Below are 25,006 nucleotides of genomic sequence, written 5' to 3'. Positions count from 1 at the left end.
ATCGAGCCTTCTGCTTTTTACCATGATTATCGTTTGCGAGTTCATCACACAAAGCGGGCTGGAACGCCTCCAGCAGGGGGGCCTCGAGGTTTTCTACGACCCCAACCTCTGGAAAGACCGCGCGGCCCTCAAGGCTAAGCTGGCCGAGGCAACGGCCCTGGTGGTGCGCAACCAGACCCTGGTGAATGCCGACCTGCTGGCCGCGGCGCCGAACCTCAAGGTGGTGGGACGGCTGGGGGTGGGCCTGGATAACATCGTGCAGTCTGACCTCAAAACCTTTGGGGTGCAGCTTTACTTTGCCCGCGGCATTAACGCCAACGCCGTGGCCGAGTATGTGCTGGCGGCTATGCTGCACCTGGCCCGCAACCTTGCTGGTGGCGCAGCCCATGTGGCCGGGGGTGGCTGGAACCGTGCCGCGTTTGGGGGCTTTGAGCTGGCGGGTAAGACCCTGGGGCTGCTGGGCCTGGGCGAGGTGGGGCTGCGGGTGGCCAAGCGGGCCCGGGCTTTTGGTATGAAGGTGGTGGCCGCTGACCCCATGCGCCTGCCCTGGGAGAGCGCGGTGGAAGACCTGGAGATTCGGTTGCTCTCCACCGCAGAGGTGCTCAGGTCGGCCCAGTTTCTCTCGCTGCATGCGCCACTGACCCCCGAAACCAGGGAACTCATCCGGGCCGAGACCCTGGCAACCATGCCCAAGGGGAGTTATCTCATCAATACCGCCCGGGGAGAGCTGGTCAACCAGACCGACCTGGTGTCGGCCCTGCGCTCGGGGCATCTGGCCGGGGCGGTGCTGGACGTGGTAGATCCCGAGCCCCTGCCAGCGGAGCACGTGCTGCGGGGTGTGGATAACCTGTGGATAACCCCCCATGTGGCCGGTCTGACCGCCGAGGCCCAGGAGGCAGTGGGGCTGCGGGTGGCCGAAGGCGTGTTAAATCTATTGGGGGTGGCATGAAGGTTCCTTATTCAGAACTCAGGCAGGTGGTCTTTAGTCACTTCCATCACCTGGGCCTGTCCCCAGACCACGCCGAGGCAATGGCCGAGGTGATCCTCGAGGCCGAACTCGAGGGCAATGTGGGGCATGGCCTCACCCGCATAACCCAGTACACCGCTCAACTCCAGGCTGGGGGGCTCAACCCCAGGCCCGAGATGCGCCTGGGGCGCACCCGACCCTCGGTGGCGGTGCTGCACGCCGACGGCGCGCCGGGGCCGGTGGCTGGGTTGTGGGCCGTGCAGGTGCTTTCCCAGATGGCCAGAGAACAGGGGAGTGCAACCCTGGCCGTGCGGGGCGCCGGGCATGTGGGGGTCTTGTCGGCTTATGTGGGCCGGCTGGCCCAGCAGGGGCTGGTGGCCCTGGCCTTTGCCAACACCCCACCCGCCATTGCACCGGGGCCGGTGCTCGGCACCAACCCCATTGCCCTGGGGGCCCCTGCCGATCCCCAACCCGTCATCATTGACACCTCCATCTCGGTGGTGGCGCGCGGCAAGATTATCGCCGCAGCCAAGAAGGGCGAGCCCATTCCACAGGGTTGGGCGCTCGATAAAGAAGGCCGCCCCACCACCGATGCCAAAGCCGCCCTGGATGGCTCTTTGATTCCCATCGGGGACGGGAAGGGGTTCGCGCTGGCGGTGCTGGTGGAAATCCTGGCCGGGGCCTTGGCGGGGGAGGCGCTCTCGCCCGACCTGCCCCTGCCCTGGATGCCCCCCGAGCAGGCCGCCAAACCGGGGCTCTTGTTGCTGGGGCTCGAGCCCAGCGCATTCGGCGCGGGCTACGCGGGCCGGATGGCTCAGCTTATCCATGCTCTTGAAGCGGTCGGAGGCCGGATTCCCGGTGCCCGCCGAGCCGCTTTACGAGAGAAAGCTATGCAAGAAGGAGTAGAAGTTAGCGAGACACTTCAGGCCGAACTCGGTAAACTAGGCATGCGTCTACAAGGAGGAGGAAATACATGAAGAAGCTCTTTTGGCTACTGGTCGCTGTGCTGGTGATGTCCACTGCGCTGGCCCAGCAAACCCGCTTGCGGGTGTTTGTGGGGGGGCAGCAGCGCCCCGATGTGATGCGGAAAATTTTCGACCTCTACCAGTCGCGCAACCCCGGGGTGCGGGTGGATGTGGAGGTGGGCGGTGCCACTTCCGATCAACAGCAGCAATACCTGACCACCGTGCTGGCCTCGCGTGACCCCAGCATCGACGTGATTCTGATTGACGTCATCCGGCCCGCGCAGTATGCCGCGGCTAAATGGGCCGATTCCCTGGACAAATACCTGCCGGCTGCAACCCGAGATGCCCTGCTCAAGCAGTACCTTCCGGCCTACGCCAAGGCCAACGTAATCGGTGGGAGTCTGGTGGCCTTGCCGAGCTTTGCCGATGCCCAGTTCTTGTACTACCGCAAAGACCTGCTGGAAAAGTACGGTCTGAAGCCCCCCGTAACCTGGGATGAGGCCATCAAGCAGGCCCAGACCATCCTGGCGGGCGAGCGCAACCCCAACCTCAACGGCATTGGCTTCATGGGCAACATCTCCGAGGGCACGGTATGCAGCTTCCTCCTGCCCATCTGGGCAGCCGGCGGCGACGTGGACGAAGGGGGCAAGCTTGTGCTCACCGAAGCGCAGGCCCGCGCGTCCTTGCAGTTCTGGCTGGATCTGATGGATAAGCACAAGGTTTCTCCGCTCAATATGGCCGAGAAGGCCCAGGACACCATCCGCCAGGAGATGCAGGCCGGTCGCTGGATTTTTGGTACCCTCTTTGCCTATGCCTGGAACAGATTCCAAAACGATGCCGACAGCCAGGTCAAGGGCAAGATTGGGGTGGTTCCGCTGCCCAAGTTTGAAGGCGGGCGCTCGGCTTCCTGCCTGGGGGGTTGGCAGTGGACCATCTCCGATTTTTCCAAGAACAAGGCGCAGGCTTACAAGCTGGTGCGCTTCCTCTCGAGCCCGGAAGTCTCCAAAATTCTGGCCATCGATGCCTCCAACCTGCCCGTCTTCCCCTCGCTCTACCGCGATGCCGATGTGCTAAAAGCCAATCCCTGGTTTGCCGATGCCCTGCCGGTGGTGCAAGCGGCCCGGGCTCGGCCGGTGCACCCGCGCTACCCCGAGGTGGCCGATGTGATGCGCAAAGCGCTTAACGCAGTGCTGGCCCGCACCAAGACCCCAGAGGCAGCCGCAAAGGAAGTGATTGACGGACTGCGCGCCATTTACCGCTAGCTCTTTGACCTGCGCCTCGAGCCGCATTGATGCACGCTTGGTGCGGCTCGAGGCTGCTTCCTCAGGAGGAAAGCTGTGTCTGCCCCTGGCAAACCGTACCGGCGAAGTTTCGGCGATATGTCCGAACGAGCCCTGGCCATCTGGCTGTTGCTCCCGGCAGGGCTGTTGTTGGGCTTTGTGGCGCTCTATCCGGTGGTGCGGCTTATTTACACCAGTTTTTTCCAGTACCAGCTCACCCTGGGCCCCGAGGCCAGCTTTACCGGTCTGGCCAACTATGCGGCGGCCTTTGGAGACCCACGCTTCTGGGGCGCCCTCAAAAACACCGTCCTGATTGTGCTGGTTACAGTTCCGGGGGCCCTGGTGGTGGGGCTATTGCTGGCCTTACTGGCCAACCTGCCGTTCCGTGTGAAGTGGCCGGTTCGCCTGGGTCTGCTTCTGCCCTGGGCCCTGCCGCTGGTTTTTGTGGGCCTTATTTTCCAGTGGTTTTTCGACAGCCAGTACGGTGTGGTCAACGACTGGATTATGCGCTTAGGCGGTGAGCGCCAGTTTTGGCTTTTCAAGCCCGATCTGGCTTTTATAGCCATCTGTTTTACCATCATCTGGAAGACCAGCTCCTTTGTGGCCCTCATTTTGCTGGCGGGTTTGCAGACCATTCCCAAAGAACTTTACGAAGCGGCTCAGGTAGACGGCGCAAGTCGCTGGCAGTCGTTTTGGCGCATTACCCTGCCGCTTCTAACACCGGCGATTCTGGTGGCCATGATTTTCCGAACCATCACAGCCTTTCAAACCTTCGACATTCCCTACGCCATGACCAAGGGCGGGCCCGGCAATGCCACCGAGACCCTGGCCATGTATGTGCGGGTGACCAGTATCGAGAACCTCAACTTCGGCTATGGCTCAGCGCTGGCCGTGCTACTCTTTTTGCTCAGCATGGTCATTACCGTGATTTATCTGCGCTACATTCGGGGTGCAGATGACTAAAGCGCTTTTGCTCACAGGGCCAAAGGTTGCGGTAAGTTTACTTTTTATGGCTAGAACCCCCTTGCCACAAGTTCGTTTGGATACCGTTCGCAGTGTCCGGATGTGCCGGGGTTGGGCCGGTGGTACGGCCCCCTGGATGCAGTCATGCATGGCCAGCGGCTCGATTTTTGTTATAAGCGAGAAAAAACGGGAGAGCCATAGGAAAATAGCCGTGAAGCGCCGAAAGAACCTTAGCGGTAAGCGTTGCTTTGGGGACATGAGGGGTTCTGGGTGGCTTTTATTCATGGCCTGGGAGGAGTATGAAAATTAACAACCCACGCATCTGGCTATGGCTTGCAGCAGCCATTGTGGTGCTAAACGGGTTTTTCCCGGCCCTATGGATATTCATGACCTCCATCAAGGGCGAGGCCGAGCTGACCCGCATTCCCATTACCTACTGGCCGGAGAACCCCACCCTGCAAAACTACGTGCAGGCTTTTCGCGAGCAGCCGCTGGCCCGCTACTTTTTGAATAGCCTGGTCGTGGCGGGTTTCTCTACGGTGCTTTGTGTGGGGGTGGCCAGCCTGGCGGCCTATGCCCTGGCCCGACTGCATGTACCGCGTCGCAACCTGATTTTATCGCTGCTGGTGGGGGTTTCGATGTTTCCGGTGGCCTCGTTGATGGTGCCGCTCTATCAGATTTTTGTAGAGTTGGGCTTGCGCAATACGTATCTGGCCCTCATTTTGCCGCACGCGGCCCTTTCCCTGCCGGTGGCAACCCTTACCCTGGTGAGCTTTTTTGCGGGTATCCCGCGCGACCTCGAGTCCGCCGCCATGGTAGATGGCAGTACCCGGTTAGGGGCTTTGTGGCACGTGGTGGTGCCACTGGCAGCGCCGGGGGTTTTTACGGCGGCCATCCTGGCCTTTGTCAATAGCTGGGACGAGTTCTTGTTGGCTTCCACCCTACTACCGGCCAAGGCTATGCGAACCCTGCCGGTGGGTATCCAGCTTTACCAGGGCGAATATGTGTTTCCATGGCCCTTAATCTCCGCGGCCCTGGTGGTGGCCCTGGTGCCGGTGGCGCTGGTGATTGCGGTCTTCCAGGAACGGGTGGTGGGCGGCCTGACCCAGGGCGGGGTGAAGGGCTAAGGGTCTGGGGTCGATAGTTATACCAAGAAGGTTGCTTCTACCTGATTTATGCTACGAATCGGTTTAGTTCCCATCGTGCGGCCCCTCTTTCGGGGGGCGCGGCTTGGCCTCGAGCATACCTCAAAAGAGGCCCTGGAAAAGCTTGGCCAGAAGTTAAGCTTTGAACTGGCCTATGTGTCTGAGCCCGTAGCCGATGCCCCCCAGGCCGAGGCTGCGGCCCGGGCCGCCCAGGCCGCCCGGCTCGACTTGCTGCTGGTGCAGCACGTGACCTTTGCCACCGGCGATGCTTTTTTGCCCCTGCTGGAGCTGCCCATCCCGGTGGGGCTCTGGGCCCTGCCCGAGGTGTGGGAGAGCGGCCCCTTGCCGCAGAACGCCATCTGCGGCCTCAACCTGGGGGTTTCACTGGCCCAGAAACCGACCAAATGGTTTTATGGATCCGCCGAGGATGCCTGGTTTCAGGCCCGCCTGAAGCTCACCCTGGATGCCCTGCGGGGGGCCCGGGTGCTGCGCGAGGGGCGGGTGCTCGCCCTGGGCGGCCATGCGCCGGGTTTTTTTGCCTTTGCCGCCATGCCACAGACCGGCCTGACGGTGGAGAAGGCTGAGCTGGGCGAGCTATGGGAAGCGCTGGCAGCGGTGCCGGAGGCCGAAGTCACCGATCGGGCTGCGGCTTTCGACGAGCTTTCGGAGTACCCGCTGGAGGCCCTGCGCGAGCTGTTTCGCCTCGAGCTGGCCTTAGAAAAACTGGCCCGGCCCTACGACGGGGTGGCCATCCGCGAATGGCCCGAAATTCCCGATAAAACCGGGGTGATGGCCTACGCAGCCATGGCCCGCCTGGCCGACCGGGGCTATACCCTGGCCCCCGAGGGCGATGTGCTGGGGCTGGCCAGCCTGCTGGCCTTAAAGGCCGTCTCGGGCCAGCCAGCCATCTTGCTGGACATCTCGCACTTCTCGCCTAAAGGCATACTGCTCTGGCACGGGGGCGAGGCCCCCCAGGCCTGGGCCGGGGGCCCTACCCGGCTGGTGCCGCACTTCAACCGCAATCTGCCCGCCGTGCGCGACATGCCCCTTCGGGCCGGGCCCGTCAGCGGTTTGCGGCTGCTGCCCGGGGGCAAAGCCGTGGTGCACGGAGGGGTGCTGAATGGCGAGAAGGGCTACGATGGCGACTCGGGCTACCTGACCCGCCCCACCTGGGCCACCGAACCCCTCACCCCCCGGCAGTTTTTGGCCAGCTGGTTCAACCACCGCATCCCCCACCACATGGCGGTGGGCATGGGCGCCCACGAGGAGGCCCTGCTGGAGATGTGCACCTGGCTGGGTCTCGAGGTGCTGCCCGCCCGTCCGGAGGAGCGCAGGCTGGTATGGTGAGGGTGCTGACCGTGGGATGGGCCAACCTGGACCAGCGTTTCTACATCGAAGAGTTTCCCCCCCGCGAAAGCCGGACTGGGGTGCGGGCCTACCGCGAGACCATTGGGGGCCCGGCTGCGGTAGCGGCGGTGGCGGTGGCAAGGCTGGGGGCCGAGGCCCATCTCTTGAGCCGCCGGGGCGACGATGCCGCCGGCGAGCGCCTGGAGGAGATGCTGCAGGCCGAGGGGGTCAGGGTGCACTTCCAACTGGGCGCGGCCACCCCGGTTTCGGCGGTGCTGGTGACGCCGGAGGGCGAACGCTATATTTTTCCGTACCGGCCTGCCCTGCCCGAAGAGCTGGTACTGAGTGAAGAACGCCTGCTCAAGGGGGTAGGGGCCGTGCTCCTGGATGGGCGCTGGGCCGCTGCCGGGTATGGGCTGGGCCAGGCCGCGCGGGAGCGCGGTATTCCGGTGGTGCTCGACCTCGACCGCGACCGCGACGACGACTGGATGCTGACCCAGGTCGCTACCCATGTGGTGGCCTCGGAGGAACTGGCCGCCAAACTGGGGGGGGTCGAGGCCCTGCTGGCCCGCTTGCAGGCCCTGGGGGTGTTTGCCGCCGTGACCCTGGGGGCCGAGGGGGTGGCCTATATGGGAGGGCAGGTAGCAGCCCACCGGGTACACGTCCAGGACACCACCGGGGCAGGCGATGTGTTCCACGGGGCCTTTGCGCTGGCCGTGGCCGAGGGCAAAGGGAATGTGGAGGCGCTAAAGTTCGCCAGCGCGGTAGCCGCCCTGCACTGCGCCAATGCCGCCCCCCCGCGCCGGGCCGAGGTGCAGGCTTTGCTGGCTTCTTCGGGCTAAAGCTTTGAGCATAACTTTTGCGACCAGAAAAACCATAGGAGGACCATGAAAACCACCCCGGCAAAAGCCCGCGCGTATGCCCGCATTGGCGATGGGGCCCTACGCTTTGGCACCCTGGCCATCGACCAGCGACCCCCCCTGATGCACCTGGTGGCGAAAGCCCTGGGCCGAGACCCCGAACAGGTAGGGCCCGAAGTGACGGAGCTGAAGGGCCTCCTGGCCGAGATCCTGGGCCGGGCCGTGACCGGCATCCTGATAGACCCGCACTATGCCTTTCCGGCGGCCATGCCCACCCTGCCGCGCGAGACCGGCCTGATGCTGACCCTCGAGCACCACCGCTTCGAGACCGTAGAAGGGGGCTGGCGCAAGAGCGCAGTGATTCCGGGCTGGAGTGTGGAACAGGCGGTACGCATGGGGGCCGATGGCCTGAAGCTGCTGGCCTGGCACCGACCCGACGCCCCCACCGAGGTGGTCGAGCACCAGCTCGAGTTCGTGCGAAGGGTGGGCGAAGAGTGCAAGAAGGCCGACCGCCTGTTCATCTTCGAGGTGCTGCCCTACCCCCTCCCCGGCGAGGACGAGGCCGCCTACAACGCCAAGCTGCGCGACCTCTCGCTCGAGATTGCCGCCGCCTTCGCCGACCCCGGCCTTAACGTGGATCTCTACAAGCTGGCTTTCCCCGGGGCAGCCAGCCTGGTGCGGGAGTTTGGCGGCAGCGGCTATTCGCTCGAAGACCTGGAAGCCGACATGCGCGAGTACAGCAAGCTGCCCGCCCCCTGGCTTTTGCTTTCGGGGGGCCTGGGGGCCGATCAGTTCGTGCAGATGCTGGAGGCTGCCCTAAACGCCGGCGCCAGGGGCTACCTGGCGGGCCGGGCGGTGTGGCAGCACCCTTTGCGCTTTTACCCCGACAAAACCAGAGTGCGCGAAGCTTTGCGCGAGGAGGGCCTCGAGACCCTGGCACGCCTGAACGAACTGCTGCTTGGCATCCCACCCCAACATCTCGAGGCAGACTGGCAGCTTGCAGGTGTAGCGGGCTAGCTACTCCCGCATCAGCCGGTAGTGGATACCCCTGGCATTCTCCTGAATCAGGTGTAGTACCGGCCCGGCAGCGGTGCTGGAGGTCTGGGATACAAGAGGGTGTGGTTTATATTTCCTCGCCGCAATAGCGAAGATGCCTTATGGTGCTGGAAATGGGGTCTTCAGCACATCAATGTATCGGATTGCTCTCGAGGCCCCTGGCAAGCGCAAGCACAGACTCATGAAGCTTGAAGATCTTACCCCCGGCACGAGCGTACGCGGCATCCTTCCCCATTCGGCTGTCACCGTCGTCAATGTGCAGTGGCACGGCTACGAGGCCCTGACGCTGGTCTATCGCGATGCGGGTGGCAAGGTGGCCGACGAGCTCCTTTACCGCCACGATGAGGCGCGGCTCGAGGTCGTCGAGCAGGGTCGCCCCTGGAGCTTCGATGGCGATGGGGCTTCCTTCCGCCTGGCCGCTGAGGCCCACCGCATCCGCCTGGCCCACCTCTTCGATCCGCTTCTGGCCGTGCATACCTCGCTGGTGGAGCCGCTGCCCCACCAGATCACTGCGGTCTATGAGGCCATGCTGCCGCGCCAGCCGCTGCGCTTTTTGCTGGCCGACGACCCCGGCGCGGGCAAAACCATCATGGCGGGCCTGCTCATCAAGGAGCTGATGGCCCGCGGCGACCTCCAGCGCTGCCTGATCATCTGCCCCGGCAGCCTGGTGGAGCAGTGGCAGGACGAACTCGCACGCCGCTTCCACCTGGCCTTCGAGATCCTCACCAACGACAAGCTCGAGGCCGCCCGCACCGGCAACTGGTTTCTGGAGAACGACCTTGCGATTGCCCGGCTCGACAAACTGGCCCGCAACGAGGACGTGCAGCAAAAGCTGGCCGCACCGGACAACCGCTACGACCTGGTGGTGATCGACGAGGCCCACAAGCTCTCGGCCAGTTTCTTCGGGGGCGAAGTCAAGTACACCAAGCGCTACCGGCTCGGCCAGCTCGTCTCGGGTCTGACGCGGCATTTCCTTTTGATGACGGCCACGCCGCACAACGGCAGGGAAGAAGATTTCCAGCTCTTCCTTGCGCTCCTGGACGGCGACCGCTTCGAGGGCCGCTTTCGCGACGGCGTGCACCAGGTGGACACCAGCGACCTCATGCGGCGTATGGTGAAGGAGAAACTACTCAAGTTCGACGGCACGCCCCTCTTCCCCGAGCGCATCGCCTATACTGTCCCCTACAAGCTTTCCGATGCCGAAGCGCGCTTGTACCGGGGGGTGACCGAGTACGTGCGCGAGGAGTGGGGCCGCGCCGAGGCGCTCCAGGACGACCGGCGGGCGGGCACGGTGGGCTTTGCCCTCACCATCCTACAGCGTCGCCTGGCCTCCTCGCCGGAGGCCATCTACCAGTCGCTGCGCCGCCGCCGCGAGCGGCTGGAAAAGCGCCTGCGCGAACTGGAACTGCTGCAGCGCGAGGTCGTGGCCAGCGGCCCGCTGCTCGAGGCCGACGACCTCGAAGACCTCGAGGAGGCCCCCGAGAACGAGATCGAGGCTACTGAAGAAGCCATACTGGATCAGGCCACCGCCGCCAGCACCATCGCCGAACTGCGGCTGGAGATCGCGACGCTAAAGCGCCTGGAAACGCTCGCCGCCGAGGTGCGCAGGAGCGGCCAGGACACCAAGTGGCGCGAGCTATCGCAGTTGTTGGGCGAGATCTTCAAGCCCACGCTGCTTGCGCACGGCGCGGATCCCATCCCGAAGCCGGCGCCCTCGCCGCGCCAGAAGTTGGTGATCTTCACCGAGCACCGCGACACGCTCACCTACCTCGAGCGGCGCATCGGCGATTTGCTGGGCCGCCCCGAGGCCGTGGCGGTCATCCACGGCGGCATGGGCCGCGAGGAGCGGCGGCAGGCCCAGGAACGCTTTTTGCACGACCCCGAGGTGCGCGTGCTCCTGGCCACCGACGCTGCGGGCGAGGGCATCAACTTGCAGCGGGCCCACCTGATGGTCAACTACGACCTGCCCTGGAACCCCAACCGCCTCGAGCAGCGCTTTGGCCGCATCCACCGCATCGGCCAGACCGAGGTCTGCCACCTGTGGAACCTGGTGGCCGAGGAGACGCGCGAGGGCGACGTCTACCGGCGGCTCTTGGAGAAGCTCGAGGAAGCGCGGCAGGCCCTGGGCGGCCAGGTCTTTGATGTGCTGGGCAAGCTGCTGTTTGAAGGCAAGCCGCTGCGCGAGCTGATGATCGGGGCCATCCGCTACGGCGACCGGCCCGAGGTGCGCGCGCGCCTGACCCAGGCCATCGAGCACGCGGTAGACCGCGCGCACTTGCAGAACCTGCTCGAGGAGCGGGCCCTCGCCCACGACGCCATGGACGCCAGCCGCGTGGCGCGCGTGCGCGAGGCGATGGAGCGGGCCGAGGCGCGCCGGTTGCAACCGCATTACGTCGAATCGTTCTTCCTCGAGGCCTTCAGGCGCCTGGGCGGAAGCGTGCGCGAGCGCGAGCCGCGCCGCTACGAGATCCGCCACGTGCCCGCACCGGTGCGCAACCGCAACCGCCAGATTGGCGCGGGCGACCCCGTGCTCGAGCGCTACGAGCGCATCGTTTTCGAGAAGCCGCTGATGACGCCCCCCGGCCAGCCGCTCGCCGCCTTTGTCTGTCCCGGCCACCCGCTGCTCGAGGCCGTGCTCGACCTTACCCTTGAGCGCCACCGCGACCTCCTGAAGCGCGGTACCGTGCTGGTAGACGAGCATGACCCCGGAACGTCGCCACGGGTGTTGTTCTTCCTCGAGCACGCCATCCAGGACGCCAGCCTGCTCCCTTCCGGTGAGCGGCGCACCATCTCGCGCCGGATGCTTTACATTGAGCAAGACGCCAGCGGCCAGGCCCGGCACCTGTACTACGCGCCCTACCTCGACTACCGCCCGCTGCAGGGTGATGAGCCGGCGGTACCGGCGATCCTCGAGCGGCCCGAGTGTGGCTGGATCACGCATGGGCTGGAAGAGCGCGCCCAGGCCCACGCCATCGCCACCGTGGTCCCCGAGCACATCACCGAGGTGCGCGAGCGCCGCCTGACCCAGATCGAGAAAACCCGCGCCGCGGTGAAAGACCGCCTCACCAAGGAAATCGCCCACTGGGATCACCGCGCCGAAGAACTCAAGCTGCAAGAGCAGGCCGGCAAAGCCGGCGCGCGGCTCAACTCGCAGGAAGCCCGCCGCCGGGCCGACGAACTCCAGGCCCGCCTCGAGCGCCGCCTGGCCGAACTCGAGCGCGAGGCCCAGATCTCGGCCCTGCCGCCGGTGGTGTTGGGCGGGGCAGTGGTGGTGCCCGCCGGGCTCCTGGCCCGGATGATGGGCCAAGCAGCACCCATCCCGACCCCTCCGGTGGACACCCAGGCCGCTGCCGCCCGCGCCCGCGCCATCGTGATGGAGACCGAGCGGCGGCTGGGCTTCGAGCCGGTGGACCGCGAGTTTGAGCGACTGGGCTACGACATCGAAAGCCGAGACCCCCGCACCGGTCGGCTGCGCTTTCTGGAGGTCAAGGGCCGCGTGGCCGGTGCCGACACCCTCACCGTGACCAAAAACGAAATCCTGACCTCGCTTAACAAGCCCGACGACTTCATTTTGGCGCTGGTGGAGTTCCAGGAGGGCGGCGGGCACCGCGTGCGCTACCTGCGTCGGCCCTTCAAGCGCGAGCCGGATTTCGAGGTGACCAGCGTGAACTACGACTTTAGCGCCCTGCTGGCCAGAGCGGAGGAGCCAAACTGAAGGTTGATTGTAATACTACAAAAGTATGATTATCATACTGCTGTGGAATCCGATAGCAGCTCGTTGCTCCCCCGGGCCGTCTCCCGCACGCTGGACAGGGCCCTCGGCGTAATGCCGGTGGTGGTTCTGCTCGGGGCTCGCCAAACGGGCAAGACCACGCTGGTGCGGGCCCATCCCGCGCTGGCGGGCTGGCCGTACCTCACCCTCGACGACCTCGCGGTGCGGTTGCAGGCCGGGGCCGACCCGGAAGCGCTGGTGGCCCGAGCCCCTGCGCTGGTGCTCGACGAGGTGCAACGGGCCAAAGATTTGCTCATCGCCATCAAGCGGGCCGTGGATCGTGACCGACCGCGGCGCCCGGGCCGCTTCGTGCTGACCGGATCGGCAAACCTACTCATGCTCAAGCGCATTGGCGAGTCGCTGGCGGGCCGTGCCGTCTACGTGACGCTCTGGCCGCTCACCCAGGGCGAGCTGGCGGGCCAGGGCCGCACCGGCCTTTGGGGTGCGCTGCTCGCCGCTCGAGCGGTGCAGTGGCCGGAGGTGCTGACCCAAAACCCCCGCGCTCCCGCCGACTGGCGCGAGGCGGTGCGGCGCGGCGGTATGCCGGTGCCAGCCCACGAACTCTCCACGCCCGAGCAGCGCGCGCTCTGGTTCTCGGGCTATTTGCAGACCTACCTCGAGCGCGACCTGCCGGAGTTGCGGGCCGTGGAAAACCTGGGGGATTTCCGCCGACTGGCTCAGGCGGCTTGTTTGCGGATTGGCTCCTTGCTCAACCAGGCCGAGCTGGGGCGTGATGTGGGGCTGGCGCAGCCCCAGGTGCACCGCTTCTTGAACGTGCTGGAGGCGAGCTTTCTGGCCCTGCGGCTGCCAGCCTATGCGGTTAATCGCACCAAGCGGCTCATCAAAGCCCCCAAGCTCTACTGGGGCGATACCGCTTTTGCCCTGTACCTGAGCGGCGAGGCCGAGCCCCGCGGCGCCCACCTGGAGAACCTGGTGCTCCTGGATCTGCTGGCCTGGCGGGAACTGCAGACACCCCGGCCCGAAATCCTCTACTGGCGCACGGCCAGCGGCGCGGAAGTAGACTTGGTCATCGAGACGCCCGGGCGGCTCCTACCCATCGAGGTCAAAACCGCTACCCGGGCGGTACCGGCGGATGCCAGGGGCCTGGAAAGTTTCCTGGACGAGTATAAAGATAAGTGTGACGGCGGGCTTCTGCTGTATGGCGGCGATGAAGTCTTTCCGCTGACCCAGCGGGTGATTGCTGCACCATGGTGGAGAGTGTTATGAGAAAGAAACTGATCGAAGTGGCTCTGCCCCTCGAGGCCATCAACGCCGCGAGCGCCCGTGAGAAGTCCATCCGCCACGGCCACCCCAGCACCCTGCACCTGTGGTGGGCGCGCCGGCCCCTAGCTGCCGCCCGCGCGGTGATCTTCGCCCAGATGGTGGACGACCCCGCCAGCGTGCCGGAGGAATTTCCCACGCCAGAGGCCCAGGAAGCCGAACGCCAGCACCTCTTCAGGATCATCGAAGACCTCGTGCAGTGGGAGAACACCACCAACGAAGCTGTGTTGCAGGCCGCCCGCGAGGAGGTCTGGAAGAGCTGGCGGCGCGCCTGCCGCGACCACGCCAGCCACCCCCGCGCCGCCGAACTCTTCAACCCGGACAAGCTCCCCGCCTTTCACGACCCCTTCGCCGGTGGCGGGGCGCTTCCGCTGGAAGCCCAGCGGCTGGGCTTGGAAGCCTACGCCAGCGACCTCAACCCGGTGGCGGTGCTGATCAACAAGGCCATGATCGAGATTCCGCCCCGCTTCGCCGGCCAGCCGCCCGTAAACCCCCAGGCGCGCAAAGACAAGAACCTCTTCGCACGGGAGTGGAAAGGCGCGCAGGGCCTGGCCGAGGACGTGCGCTACTACGGCCAGTGGATGCGCGACGAGGCCGAGCGTCGCATCGGCCACCTGTACCCCAAGATTGAAGTGACGCCCGAGATGGCCGCCGACCGTCCGGACCTCAAACCCCTGGTCGGCCAGAAGCTCACCGTGATCGCCTGGCTGTGGGCGCGCACCGTCAAGAGCCCCAACCCGGCCTTCGCCCACGTGGAGGTGCCGCTCGCCTCCACCTTCGTGCTCTCGAGCAAACCGGGCAAGGAGGCGTATGTCGAGCCGGTGATCACCTACAACGCTGCCCCCACCCAACCCTCTCCTGCTGGGGGAGAGACGCCCCCACCCCAGCCCTCCCCCAACGGGGGATGGACGCCCCCACCCCAGCCCTCCCCCAACGGGGGATGGACGCCCCCACCCCAACCCTCCCCCAACGGGGGATGGACGCCCCCACCCCAACCCTCCCCCGCTGGGGGAGGGAGCCATTCTCCTCCCCCCGGAGGGGGGAGGTTGGGAGGGGGGCTAATACCCAGCGGGGAGAGGCCGGGAGGGGGGCCACTACCCCGAGGGGGGCCAGGGTGGGAGTATTACTGTTTCACCGTCAAGGTCGGCAAGCCCAAGGATCCGGAGGCGGCGAAGAACGGAACGAAGCTGTCACGCGGGGCAAACTTCCGCTGCCTAATGTCGGGCACGCCGATCGCGGGCGACTATATCAAGGCTGAAGGCCGCGCCGGGCGCATGGGCGCACGGCTCATGGCAATCGTTGCCGAGGGGCCGCGCGGACGGGTGTACTTGCCGCCCACGCCAGAGCACGAAGCGATGGCGCGGGAGGCGAAACCAGCGTGGAAGCCAGAGGTTGTGCTGCCCAACGACCCTCGCAACTTCTGGACGGTGGACTACGGCCTCACTACCTACGGCGACCTCTTCACCCCCCGCCAGCTCGTCGCGCTCACCACCTTCTCCGACCTGGTGGGCGAGGCGATGGAGCGTGTGAAGCAGGACTACCTGAGGGCGATGGGTGAGGGGGCCACCACGCCAGCCCTCTCCCGCTGGGGGAGAGACGCCCCCACCCCATCCCTCCCCCGCTGGGGGAGGGAGCAATTCTCCTCCCCCCGGAGGGGGGCGGCTGACATGGGGGCCACCGAGGCACAACCCTGGCAGCCCACCCCGGTTCCCCCTGCCCTGTTGCAGGCTGCGCGCGACCTGCGCAAAACCATGACCGATGCGGAGCAGTTGCTATGGCAGTGCTTGCGCGCGAAGCAATTGGACGGTTTCAAATTCCGCAGGCAGCATCCCATTGACCGCTTCGTTCTGGATTTCTACTGTCCTGCGGCAAGGCTGGCGGTCGAGCTGGACGGCAGCCAGCACAACACCGAACAAGGCCGGGCAGCCGATGCGGAGCGCACTGCCTGGTTGAACGCGCGGGGTATTCGCGTGCTGCGTTTCTGGAACAGTGAGGTGTTTGGCAACCTCGAGGGCGTCCTGACAGCCATTTGGGAAGCCTTGCACGCCCACGACAGCGTTGGCCCCCACCCTGCCCCGGATGTTGACCCCCACCCCAGCCCTCCCTCAGAAGGGGATGATAGCCCCCATCCCAACCCTCCCCCAACGGGGGATTTACGCCCCCACCCCAGCCCTCCCCCGCTGGTGGAGGGAGCAATTCTCCTCCCCCCGGAGGGGGGAGGTAGGGAGGGGGGCCACTACCCGGAGGGGGGCCACACCACCCCCCTGCGCAACGGCGGCACCGGCGCCCAGGCCTACGCCGAGGCGGTGGGGGTGTATTTGGCGTTTGCGGTGGATAAGTGTGCCGATTACTGGTCCAGCATCTGTAGCTGGCACAGCTCGGGCGAAAAGATGCGCAATACCTTCGGACGCCAGGCGATTCCGATGATGTGGGATTTTGCCGAGGCGAACCCGTTTTGTGATTCGTCAGGCAACTGGATGGCGATGGTGGACTGGACTTGGAAGGCTCTAGAGGCAGCACCGGCACGTGCAGGCGGAGCCGCAGCCCAGGATGGTGCGCAGGCACAATCCATCAGCACGGGCAAACTCATCTCCACCGACCCGCCCTACTACGACAACATCGGCTACGCCGACCTGTCGGACTTCTTCTACGTCTGGCTGCGCCGCTCGCTCAGGCCCGTCTTTCCCGACCTGTTCGCCACGCTCGCCGTGCCAAAAGCAGAGGAACTCGTCGCCACGCCCTACCGCCACGGCAGCAAGGAGAAGGCCGAGGCGTTCTTCCTCGACGGCATGACCCAGGCCATGCACCGCCTGGCCGAGCAGGCCCACCCGGCCTTCCCGGTCACCATCTACTACGCCTTCAAGCAGTCCGAAACCGACTCCCCTCTCCCAGCGGGAGAGGGGCAGGAGGTGAGGGTCTCTACCGGCTGGGAGACCTTCCTCGATGCGGTGATCCGCGCCGGCTTCGCCATCAGCGGCACCTGGCCCATGCGCACGGAGCTTAGCAACCGCATGGTGGGCATGGGTACCAACGCCCTGGCCTCGAGCATCGTCCTGGTCTGCCGCCCCCGTATACCCTCCCCCAACGGGGGAGGGCCAGGGTGGGGGTATAAATCCCCCAACGGGGGAGGGCCAGGGTGGGGGTATACATCCCCCAGCGGGGGAGGGCCAGGGAGAGAGACCGCCACTCGCCGGGAGTTCGTGCAGGCCCTCAAGGCCGAGCTGCCCGCGGCGCTCACCGAGCTACAGAAGGCCAACATCGCCCCGGTGGACCTGGCGCAGGCGGCCATCGGGCCGGGCATGGCGGTCTACACCCGCTACGCCCGGGTGCTCGACGCCGAGGGGCGGCCCGTCTCGGTGCGTGAGGCGCTGGCGCTCATCAACGCCACGCTCGACGAGGCCCTGGCTGAGCAGGAGGGCGACTTCGACGCCGACACGCGCTGGGCCATCGCCTGGTTCGAGCAGCATGGCTTTGCCGAGGGCGAGTTTGGCGTGGCCGAGACGCTCTCCAAGGCCAAAAACACCAGCGTGGCGGGACTGGCCGAGGCGGGTATCCTCGAGTCCAAACGCGGCAAGGTGCGGCTGCTGAAGCCCGAGGAACTACCCGCCGACTGGGACCCGGCGCGCGATGCGCGCCTCACCCACTGGGAAACCGTCCACCAGTTGATCCGGGTGCTGGAATCGGGCGGCGAGTCCGCCGCGGCGGAGCTGGTGGCCAAGCTGGGCTCGAAGGCCGAAACCGCGCGCGAGCTGGCCTACCGGCTCTACACCATCTGCGAGCGAAAGAAGCGGGCTGCCGAGGCCCTGGCCTACAACGGTTTGGTGCAAAGCTGGCCGGAGATCGTGCGGCTGGCACGGGAGGGCGGCGCGGCGCGCCCGGCCCAGGAGACGCTTTTTGAGGATGCGGAGGCTTGAGACATGGCCATCACCCATCAGGAACGTAAAGAAGGGAACCCTTGATGAAGCGCCTTCCAATCGCCGACGACGAACTGCGCCGTTTCTGTGAGCGGCATCGGATCCGCAAGCTGTTGCTCTTCGGCTCAACGCTCAAGGGCGCAGCGCGCCCGGACAGTGACATTGACCTTTTGGTGGAGTTTGAACCCGGCCATAAGCCCGGGCTCATCAGGCTCGCCGCGATGGAGGCGGAGCTTTCAGCGCTGTTGGGTGGGCGTGCCGTCGATCTTCGCACGGCCGAGGATCTCTCGCGTCACTTCCGGCAGGAGGTGCTTCGCGAGGCGGAGGTGCAGTATGCGTCCGGATGACCGTGTCCGTCTCCAGCACATGGTCGAGGCCGCCGAAAGCATCGCGACATTCGTCGCAGGCCGGACTCGAGGCGATCTCGACACCGACCGCATGCTGCTCTTTGCGGTGGTGCGTGCGATCGAGATCATTGGCGAGGCTGCGAGCCAGATTTCGGACGAGACGAGGTCACGCGCTGAGGACGTTCCCTGGCGGGCCATGGTCGGAATGCGCAATCGCATTGTTCACGCCTACTTTGACATCGACGCGGACATCGTGTGGAAAACGGCCGTTGAGGAGGTGCCCGGCTTGCTGCCGCGGCTCCGCGAGCTGCTCGAGCAGGCGAAAAAAGGAGGGACGTCGTGACCGAGGGTGAGCCACGATCTCGCATCGGGCGGCGAGGCTGGCACGGGAGGGCGGCGCGGCGCGCCCGGCCCAGGAGACGCTTTTTGAGGATGCGGAGGCTTGAGACATGGCCATAACCAATCATGAGCGGGTGGGCAAAGGGCTGGAACTCCTGCGCGCGGGGCTGGCCCCCTACGTCGAGCGCGAAGTACAAGAGGCCGTGCGGGCAGGAGCGGTGAACATGGAGACGGTGCGCCGCTATGCCGAGGACCCGCTGCTCAAGAACAAGCCCATCGCCGAGTGGGACGCGGCGGGTCTGCTCAAGCTGATGTGGGAGACCTGGAACGAGGTGTTCCGCAAGACGCTGGGTTTCGCCGAGCGTTCGCTGGTGAGCGAGCTGCGCGAGTGGCGCAACCAGTGGGCGCACCAGGCGCCTTTCTCGAGCGACAATGCCGACCGTGCGCTCGATTCGATGGAGCGGTTGCTCGCTGCCGTCTCGGCTCCGCAGGCCGACGAGGTGAACCGGATCAAGATGGAGCTTCGTCGCCTGGTCTTCGACGAGCAGGTGCGCAACGAGAAACGCAAGGCCGGGGGCTCGCTGATCGAGGCCGCAGCCAGCGGCGCGCTCAAGCCCTGGCGCGAGGTGGTAAACCCCCACCCCGACGTGGCCAGCGGTCGCTACCAGCAGGCCGAGTTCGCCGCCGATTTGTGGCAGGTGCACCTGGGCCAGGGCAGCGACGAATACCAAAACCCCGCCGAGTTCTTCCGCCGCACCTTCCTCACCGAGAGCTTAAAGCGGCTTCTGGTGGGCGCGGTGCAGCGTTTGTCGGGCACCGGCGGCGACCCGGTGGTCCAGCTTCAGACCAATTTCGGCGGCGGCAAGACCCACTCCATGCTGGCGCTGTACCACCTGTTTAGCGGTGCCGCGCCAGGCGACCTCGCCGGCATCGACGCGGTGATGGCCGAAGCGGGTGTGAAGGCGCTGCCCAGGGCGCGGCGGGTGGTGCTGGTGGGCAATAAAATCTCGCCCGGCAACCCCATGCGCAAGCCCGACGGCACGCTGGTGCGCACGCTGTGGGGCGAGCTGGCCTGGCAACTGGGCGGGCGGGAGGCCTACGAGCGCATCCGCGCCGACGATGAGCGGGCTACCAGCCCTGGCGATGCGCTGCGTGAGCTGTTTATCGAGTATGGCCCCTGCCTCATTCTGATCGACGAGTGGGTGGCCTACGCCCGCCAACTGCACGACGCCGCCGACCTGCCGGGCGGTAGCTTCGAGACCCAGTTCAGCTTTGCCCAGGCCCTCACCGAGTCGGCCAAGCTGGCCGGTACCTGCCTACTGGTGATCTCGCTGCCGGCTTCCGATACCCAGGCCGACGACGTGGAGGTGGGCGGCCTGCGCGGGCGCGAGGCGCTCGACCGGCTGCGCAACGTGGTGGGGCGCGTGGAGTCGTCCTGGCGTCCGGCCAGCGCCGAGGAGGGCTTCGAGATCGTGCGCCGACGGCTGTTCGAGCCGCTCGCCGGGCCGGAAGCGTACAAGCAGCGCGACGTGACGGCCCGCGCCTTTGCCGAGCTGTACCGCACCCAGGCCGCCGAGTTTCCCCCCGAGTGCAAAACCACCGACTACGAACGCCGCATCCAGGCGGCCTACCCCATCCACCCCGAGGTCTTCGACCGGCTGTACGAGGACTGGTCCACGCTGGTCAAGTTCCAGCGCACCCGCGGGGTGCTGCGCTTGATGGCCGCGGTGATCCACAGCCTGTGGGAAAAGGGCGACAAAAGCCCGCTGATCCTGCCCTCCACCATTCCCGTGGACGACCCGCGCGTGCAGTTCGAGCTCACGCGCTATCTGTCGGACAACTGGACCCCCATCATCGAGAAGGACGTGGATGGGCCCAGCTCCCTGCCGCTGAAGATCGATGGCGAGGTGCCCAACCTGGGCAGGCTTTCCGCTACGCGCCGCGTGGCCCGCACGGTCTACCTGGGGTCGGCGCCCACGGCGGGGGCGGCGCATCGGGGCCTCGAGGACCGCCGGGTGAAGCTCGGCTGTGTCCTGCCGGGCGAGTCGCCGGCGGTGTTTGGCGATGCCCTGCGCCGGCTGGCGGCGGCAGCCACCTACCTCTACCAAGACGGCCCGCGCTTCTGGTACGCCACGCAGCCCACCGTGACCAAGCTGGCCGAGGATCGGGCCGAGCAGCTCAAGCGCGACCCCGACAAAGTCGCTGCCGAGCTGGAAAAGCGCATCCGGGATGCCGTGCGGCAGATGGGCGAGTTTGCCCGCGTGCATCCCCTGCCGCGCTCGATCGCCGACGTGCCGGACGACCTCGAGGCGCGCCTGGTGGTGCTGCCGCCGGAACACCCCTACAGCAAGGAATCCGATAACGCCGCCGTGAGCGCAGCTCGGGCGATTCTCGAGTCCCGCGGCAACGCGCCGCGGATCTACCAAAACACGCTGGTTTTCCTGGCCGCCGACAAGGTTCGGCTACAAGACCTGGACGAGGCGGTGCGCGGGTTCCTGGCGTGGCAATCGATCCTGGCCGAGAAAGAAGCCCTCGACCTCAGCCCCTTTCAGGTTCGGCAGGCCGAAGCCCAGCAGAATGCCGCCGACGCCGCCGTGAAGGCACGCTTGCCCGAGGCGTACCAGTGGCTTTTGGTGCCGGAACAGAAGTCGCCGCAAGGACCCATCGAATGGCAAGCGCTACGGCTCACCGGCGCCGACCCCCTCGCCATTCGGGCGAGCAAAAAGCTCAAAAGCGATGAGCTGCTCCTCGGCAAACTCGGGGCGACCGTTTTGCGCAAGCACCTGGACGAAGTACCGCTGTGGCGGGGTGAGCACGTACCGGTGCGCCAGCTCGTCGAGGACTTCGCACGCTACCTCTACCTGCCCCGGCTCGCCGGGCCGGAGGTGCTGGTACGGGCCCTGCGCGAGGGCGTGGCGCTACTCACCTGGGAGTCCGAGACCTTCGCCTATGCCGAGAGCTACGACGAAGCGGGCAGGAGGTATCGCGGCTTGCAGTGCGGACAGTCGGTCTCGCTGAGCGCCGAAGACCCCGGACTCGTCGTCAAACCCGAGGTGGCCCGGCGGCAGCTTGAAATCAAAACCACCGAACGTGAAGCAGAAAAGGGCGATACCGTCCAGGGTGATATCTCCAGGGAAGACAGGAACGGGGTAAAGAGCGGCGGGGAGCCCGAAGTTCGCCCACCGCGCTTGCCCCGCCGCTACCACGGCACCGTGCGGCTCCATCCTCTTCGCGTCGGGGCAGAGGCGGGGCGCATCGCCGAAGAAGTGATCGCGCACCTGGCTGGGCAACCCGGCGCCGAGGTGGTGGTCACGCTGGAAATCCAGGTGCGCCTGCCAAGCGGGGCCAGCGAGCACACGGTTCGGACGGTTACGGAGAACAGCCGAACCCTCAAGTTCGAGAACTACGGCTTCGAGACAGACTGATAAAACTTGTCGAATTCATTCCATTTTTGCCCCAGCGCATAGCCCCATTTCTTCCCCAGGGCTGGTGCATAAAGTAAAGCCACGCCTTCCTCCCCCAACGGGGGAGGCTAGGTGGGGGCATAACACCCAGCCATCTCGCCTTGCTACGAGCAATTTTGCAACCCCAGGCGTCTGAAGCGCCCCTGGCTGAGGTTTGCGAGGGTTCATGCACCGACCCTGTTTTCCTCCCCCAGCGGGTATTAGACTCTGCTAAACTCTGATATGGCAAATAGACCCTTCCAGACTTGTGACGAGTGCGGGAGCTTGTTCTTTTTGCACACGTCGCGCATGGAATCACTATGCCCAGAGTGTGCGCATCTGCTCTACGGCTACGAGCCGTGTGTGCATACCTTTGTGAACGGGCGTTGTGCAAAGTGCCATTGGGACGGCTCTGTTTCCGACTATGGTCGGAAGCTGAAACAAGAGCGGGGGGACGGCGGTTTGGGTATCTGAGCTGAGCGCTGAGCTTGGGCGCTAGGCCAGGTGGCCCAGCCCGTTGGCCTCGAGCAGCTCCTTCACCATGACCTTCTCCCCCCGCTTCACCGACTCTTCGGCCGCCACCCCCACCACCACGCTCCAGAAGCCCTCTTCGGCGGTGGCAGCAGTAGAAGGCTGGCCGTCCATGGCCTCGATCCAGCGCAGGTGCTCGTAGTAGGTGGCCCCGCTGTGGCCGGTTTCCTCGATGAGGGCTGGGTAGCTGGGGGTCATGGTGCGGGAGGTGCGGTCGGGGAGGGCAATCACCTCGAGGTAGTTCTCCCACTTGGAGTAGGCCTGGCCGTTCACCCCCTCGCTGGCCTTGAGGCGGCCCTCGTCGCCACAGATGACGATCTCCTCGTAGACCATGGGCGCGAACATGCACAGGTTGAAGTTGGCCCGCACCCCGTTCTCGTACTCCACGATCACGAAGGCGTTGTCCAGGATGTCCGAGCGAAGGCCGCCGTACTCGAAGTCGCGGAAGTTCACCGCCTGGCTGCCCGAGGCATACACGCTCGCCGGCCTCGACTCGGCAAACAGGTTAAACAAATCGAAGTAGTGGCAGCACTTCTCCACCAGGGTGCCGCCGGAGTACTTGGAGAACTTGTTCCACTGCTTGACCTTGTCCAAGAAGGGCTCGCGGTGCTCCAGGATGGTCAGGGTCTTGATCTCGCCCAGGCTTTTGCGCACTTTGGCCTCGTGGATGGCCTCGACGTAGATGGGCTTGTAGCGGTACTGGAGGCCAATCTGCAGCACCTTGGGGTAGTGCTCTGCTATCTGCCAGATCGCGTAGGCATCCTTCAGGTTGGTGGCCATGGGCTTTTCCAGCAGGATATGCTTGCCCGACTGCACGGCCACCTTGAGCACCTCGAGGTGGGTGTGGTTGGGGGTGCAGATAATCAGGCCGTCCACTGCGGGGTCGGAACAGGCGGCCTCGAGGCTCTCGTAGACCACCAGGGGCTCTTGGGAAAACTGGGCCTTGATGCGCCTGGCGGCCTCTACGCTGCTTGGGTTGGGGTCGTAGACCCCGTGGATGGTACAACGGCCCTCGAGCAGCGTTACCTTGATATGCTCCTGCCCGTTAACTCCCACCCCAATCACATTAAAGCGGTACTTGAGGGGGCCGGGGTTCATCAGGAAGCGGTCTTCCAGGGGTACGTAGGCAAATTTCGGGGTGAGGGCGTGGAGCCGGTTGGCGAACTCCTTGTTGCGTTTCATGCTTTTTAGATTATAAATCTAAAATCTGTTTTGCGATAGAGTGGGATACAATCGGAGCACAGGAGGTTTTATGCCTTACATCCTCTCGCTAGACCAGGGAACCACCAGCAGCCGGGCCATTGTGTTCGACCTGGAGGGTCAGCCCAGAGCCATAGCCCAGCAGGAATTCATGCAGCACTTCCCCCAGCCGGGCTGGGTCGAGCACGACCCCCTGGAAATCTGGCAGACGCAGCTTCAGGTCGCCCGCGAGGCCATCCAGCGGGCCGCCATTCTGCCCAGCGAGATCGCTGCCATCGGGATCACCAACCAGCGCGAGACCACCGTGCTGTGGGAGCGGGCCACCGGCCGGCCGGTGCACCGGGCCATCGTCTGGCAGGACCGCCGCACTGCGCCTATCTGCGACGAACTGCGCAAAGGGGGCTACGAGGGGGTGTTCCGCCAGAAGACCGGGCTGGTGCTGGATGCCTATTTTTCCGGCACCAAGGTCAAGTGGCTTTTGGAAAACGTGCCGGGGCTCAGGGAGCGGGCCGGAAAGGGCGAGCTGTGCTTTGGCACCATCGATAGCTGGCTAATCTATAACCTGACCGGGGGCCAGGTACACGCCACCGACGTGTCCAACGCCTCGCGCACCCTGCTTTTTAACCTGCACACCCTGCGCTGGGACGAGCACCTGCTGGGCATCCTGGGCATTCCCAAGGCGCTTTTGCCGGAGGTGCGGCCCTCGTCGGGGCTCTTCGGTGAAACCGTGCCGGAGCTGTTTGGTACGGCCATCCCCATTGCGGGGGTAGCGGGCGACCAGCAGGCGGCGCTTTTTGGGCAGGCCTGCTTTACCCCCGGCATGGCCAAAAACACCTACGGCACAGGCTGCTTCATGCTCATGAACACCGGCCAGTCACAGGTGGAGTCGAAGCGGGGCCTCCTGACCACGGTGGCCTGGCAACTGGAAGGAGAGCCGCCCGAGTACGCCCTGGAGGGCTCGGTGTTCATGGCCGGGGCGGTGGTGCAGTGGCTGCGGGATGGGCTGGGCATTCTCCAGACCTCGAGCGACGTAGAGCCCCTGGCCCGCCAGGTCGAAAGCACCGATGGGGTGTATCTGGTACCGGCCTTTGTGGGCCTGGGGGCGCCTTACTGGGATGCGTATGCCCGTGGAACCCTCATCGGCCTGACCCGCGGGACGACCCGAGCCCACCTTGCCCGGGCGGCCCTCGAGGCCATTGCCTACCAGAGCCGGGATGTGCTGGAAGCCATGGAGGCCGACTCGGGGTTGCAACTTTCCGAACTGCGGGTGGATGGTGGGGCCACCGTGAACAACCTGCTGATGCAGTTTCAGGCCGATATTCTGGGCACCCCGGTGGTGCGGCCCCAGGTGACCGAGACCACCGCGCTGGGCGCGGCCTACCTGGCCGGGGTGGGGGTGGGAATGCTTTCCAGGGAGCAGATCGCCGAGCGCTGGGTGGTGCAGAAGCGCTTCGAGCCGGTCATGCCCCAAGAACAGCGGGAGCGCTTGTATGGCGGCTGGAAAAAGGCCGTGGAGCGGGCCAAAAACTGGGTAGATGCTTGAGGGTTCGCGACCCGTGACCCAGGACGTGCGACCCTTCGCTTTCATGCCCGGGT

At 65.5% G+C, this 25,006-nt stretch carries 16 protein-coding genes; 15 read left to right on the top strand and 1 reads right to left on the bottom strand.

Annotated features, from left to right (window positions below; all coding sequences use genetic code 11):
• Positions 1–22 precede the first annotated feature (22 nt).
• From Q0X23_RS03045 to Q0X23_RS02980, 14 genes are all read left to right on the top strand, one after another.
• Positions 23–949 carry an NAD(P)-dependent oxidoreductase gene (locus tag Q0X23_RS03045; protein WP_297858926.1) on the top strand — a complete coding sequence of 309 codons (927 nt, stop codon included), beginning with the start codon at positions 23–25 and terminating at the stop codon, positions 947–949.
• Positions 946–1,944, top strand: coding sequence for an Ldh family oxidoreductase (locus tag Q0X23_RS03040; protein WP_297858925.1), 999 nt, complete (start codon positions 946–948; stop codon positions 1,942–1,944). Before Q0X23_RS03045 ends, Q0X23_RS03040 begins: the two co-directional genes overlap by 4 nt.
• Entirely contained in the window at positions 1,941–3,194 is a 1,254-nt protein-coding gene (locus Q0X23_RS03035) for an ABC transporter substrate-binding protein (RefSeq protein WP_297858924.1), read from the top strand. Before Q0X23_RS03040 ends, Q0X23_RS03035 begins: the two co-directional genes overlap by 4 nt.
• A gap of 117 nt (positions 3,195–3,311) precedes the next feature.
• Complete coding sequence (locus tag Q0X23_RS03030; RefSeq protein WP_297858923.1) at positions 3,312–4,175, top strand: carbohydrate ABC transporter permease; 864 nt, start codon at positions 3,312–3,314, stop codon at positions 4,173–4,175.
• 299 nt (positions 4,176–4,474) lie between these two features.
• Positions 4,475–5,302 (top strand): carbohydrate ABC transporter permease, encoded by an 828-nt coding sequence (locus tag Q0X23_RS03025; RefSeq protein ID WP_297858922.1) that lies wholly within the window; start codon positions 4,475–4,477, stop codon positions 5,300–5,302.
• A gap of 48 nt (positions 5,303–5,350) precedes the next feature.
• Complete coding sequence (locus tag Q0X23_RS03020) at positions 5,351–6,667, top strand: fucose isomerase (RefSeq protein ID WP_297858921.1); 1,317 nt, start codon at positions 5,351–5,353, stop codon at positions 6,665–6,667.
• Entirely contained in the window at positions 6,661–7,509 is an 849-nt protein-coding gene (locus Q0X23_RS03015; protein ID WP_297858920.1) for a PfkB family carbohydrate kinase, read from the top strand. Before Q0X23_RS03020 ends, Q0X23_RS03015 begins: the two co-directional genes overlap by 7 nt.
• Positions 7,510–7,554: 45 nt before the next feature.
• Positions 7,555–8,544, top strand: coding sequence for a tagatose 1,6-diphosphate aldolase (locus Q0X23_RS03010; RefSeq protein WP_297858919.1), 990 nt, complete (start codon positions 7,555–7,557; stop codon positions 8,542–8,544).
• Positions 8,545–8,716: 172 nt separating this feature from the next.
• On the top strand, positions 8,717–12,298 hold the full coding sequence (locus tag Q0X23_RS03005) for a helicase-related protein (protein ID WP_297858918.1): 3,582 nt from the start codon (positions 8,717–8,719) through the stop codon (positions 12,296–12,298).
• A 42-nt stretch (positions 12,299–12,340) separates the two neighbouring features.
• Positions 12,341–13,582 carry an ATP-binding protein gene (locus Q0X23_RS03000; protein WP_297858917.1) on the top strand — a complete coding sequence of 414 codons (1,242 nt, stop codon included), beginning with the start codon at positions 12,341–12,343 and terminating at the stop codon, positions 13,580–13,582.
• Complete coding sequence (locus tag Q0X23_RS02995) at positions 13,579–17,550, top strand: DUF559 domain-containing protein (RefSeq protein WP_297858916.1); 3,972 nt, start codon at positions 13,579–13,581, stop codon at positions 17,548–17,550. The genes Q0X23_RS03000 and Q0X23_RS02995 overlap by 4 nt, the downstream gene beginning before the upstream one ends.
• A gap of 44 nt (positions 17,551–17,594) precedes the next feature.
• Entirely contained in the window at positions 17,595–17,897 is a 303-nt protein-coding gene (locus tag Q0X23_RS02990) for a nucleotidyltransferase family protein (RefSeq protein ID WP_297858915.1), read from the top strand.
• Entirely contained in the window at positions 17,884–18,240 is a 357-nt protein-coding gene (locus Q0X23_RS02985; protein WP_297858914.1) for a DUF86 domain-containing protein, read from the top strand. Before Q0X23_RS02990 ends, Q0X23_RS02985 begins: the two co-directional genes overlap by 14 nt.
• A 106-nt stretch (positions 18,241–18,346) precedes the next feature.
• On the top strand, positions 18,347–21,661 hold the full coding sequence (locus Q0X23_RS02980; protein ID WP_297858913.1) for a Swt1 family HEPN domain-containing protein: 3,315 nt from the start codon (positions 18,347–18,349) through the stop codon (positions 21,659–21,661).
• A gap of 513 nt (positions 21,662–22,174) precedes the next feature.
• On the opposite strand, the gene Q0X23_RS02975 is transcribed toward Q0X23_RS02980, so the two are convergent.
• A complete protein-coding gene (locus tag Q0X23_RS02975) occupies positions 22,175–23,392 on the bottom strand; it encodes a Gfo/Idh/MocA family protein (RefSeq protein ID WP_297858912.1) in 1,218 nt (405 codons plus the stop codon).
• 70 nt (positions 23,393–23,462) lie between these two features.
• Here Q0X23_RS02975 and glpK point away from each other — a divergent pair, with 70 nt between their 5' ends.
• On the top strand, positions 23,463–24,953 hold the full coding sequence (gene glpK / locus Q0X23_RS02970; protein WP_297858911.1) for a glycerol kinase GlpK: 1,491 nt from the start codon (positions 23,463–23,465) through the stop codon (positions 24,951–24,953).
• Positions 24,954–25,006 lie beyond the last annotated feature (53 nt).

Source organism: Meiothermus sp., from assembly GCF_026004115.1.
Classification (GTDB): domain Bacteria; phylum Deinococcota; class Deinococci; order Deinococcales; family Thermaceae; genus Meiothermus.
The sequence above is the reverse complement of the archived record's forward strand: the minus strand, read 5'-3'. Positions and strand labels throughout refer to the sequence as shown.

Coding starts and splice junctions, on each gene's coding strand:
- Q0X23_RS03045 (WP_297858926.1), top strand. CDS start 23: ATGATTATCGTTTGCGAGTTCATCACACAAAGCGGGCTGGAACGCCTC.
- Q0X23_RS03040 (WP_297858925.1), top strand. CDS start 946: ATGAAGGTTCCTTATTCAGAACTCAGGCAGGTGGTCTTTAGTCACTTC.
- Q0X23_RS03035 (WP_297858924.1), top strand. CDS start 1,941: ATGAAGAAGCTCTTTTGGCTACTGGTCGCTGTGCTGGTGATGTCCACT.
- Q0X23_RS03030 (WP_297858923.1), top strand. CDS start 3,312: ATGTCCGAACGAGCCCTGGCCATCTGGCTGTTGCTCCCGGCAGGGCTG.
- Q0X23_RS03025 (WP_297858922.1), top strand. CDS start 4,475: ATGAAAATTAACAACCCACGCATCTGGCTATGGCTTGCAGCAGCCATT.
- Q0X23_RS03020 (WP_297858921.1), top strand. CDS start 5,351: ATGCTACGAATCGGTTTAGTTCCCATCGTGCGGCCCCTCTTTCGGGGG.
- Q0X23_RS03015 (WP_297858920.1), top strand. CDS start 6,661: ATGGTGAGGGTGCTGACCGTGGGATGGGCCAACCTGGACCAGCGTTTC.
- Q0X23_RS03010 (WP_297858919.1), top strand. CDS start 7,555: ATGAAAACCACCCCGGCAAAAGCCCGCGCGTATGCCCGCATTGGCGAT.
- Q0X23_RS03005 (WP_297858918.1), top strand. CDS start 8,717: ATGTATCGGATTGCTCTCGAGGCCCCTGGCAAGCGCAAGCACAGACTC.
- Q0X23_RS02995 (WP_297858916.1), top strand. CDS start 13,579: ATGAGAAAGAAACTGATCGAAGTGGCTCTGCCCCTCGAGGCCATCAAC.
- Q0X23_RS02990 (WP_297858915.1), top strand. CDS start 17,595: ATGAAGCGCCTTCCAATCGCCGACGACGAACTGCGCCGTTTCTGTGAG.
- Q0X23_RS02985 (WP_297858914.1), top strand. CDS start 17,884: ATGCGTCCGGATGACCGTGTCCGTCTCCAGCACATGGTCGAGGCCGCC.
- Q0X23_RS02980 (WP_297858913.1), top strand. CDS start 18,347: ATGGCCATAACCAATCATGAGCGGGTGGGCAAAGGGCTGGAACTCCTG.
- Q0X23_RS02975 (WP_297858912.1), bottom strand. CDS start 23,392: ATGAAACGCAACAAGGAGTTCGCCAACCGGCTCCACGCCCTCACCCCG.
- glpK (WP_297858911.1), top strand. CDS start 23,463: ATGCCTTACATCCTCTCGCTAGACCAGGGAACCACCAGCAGCCGGGCC.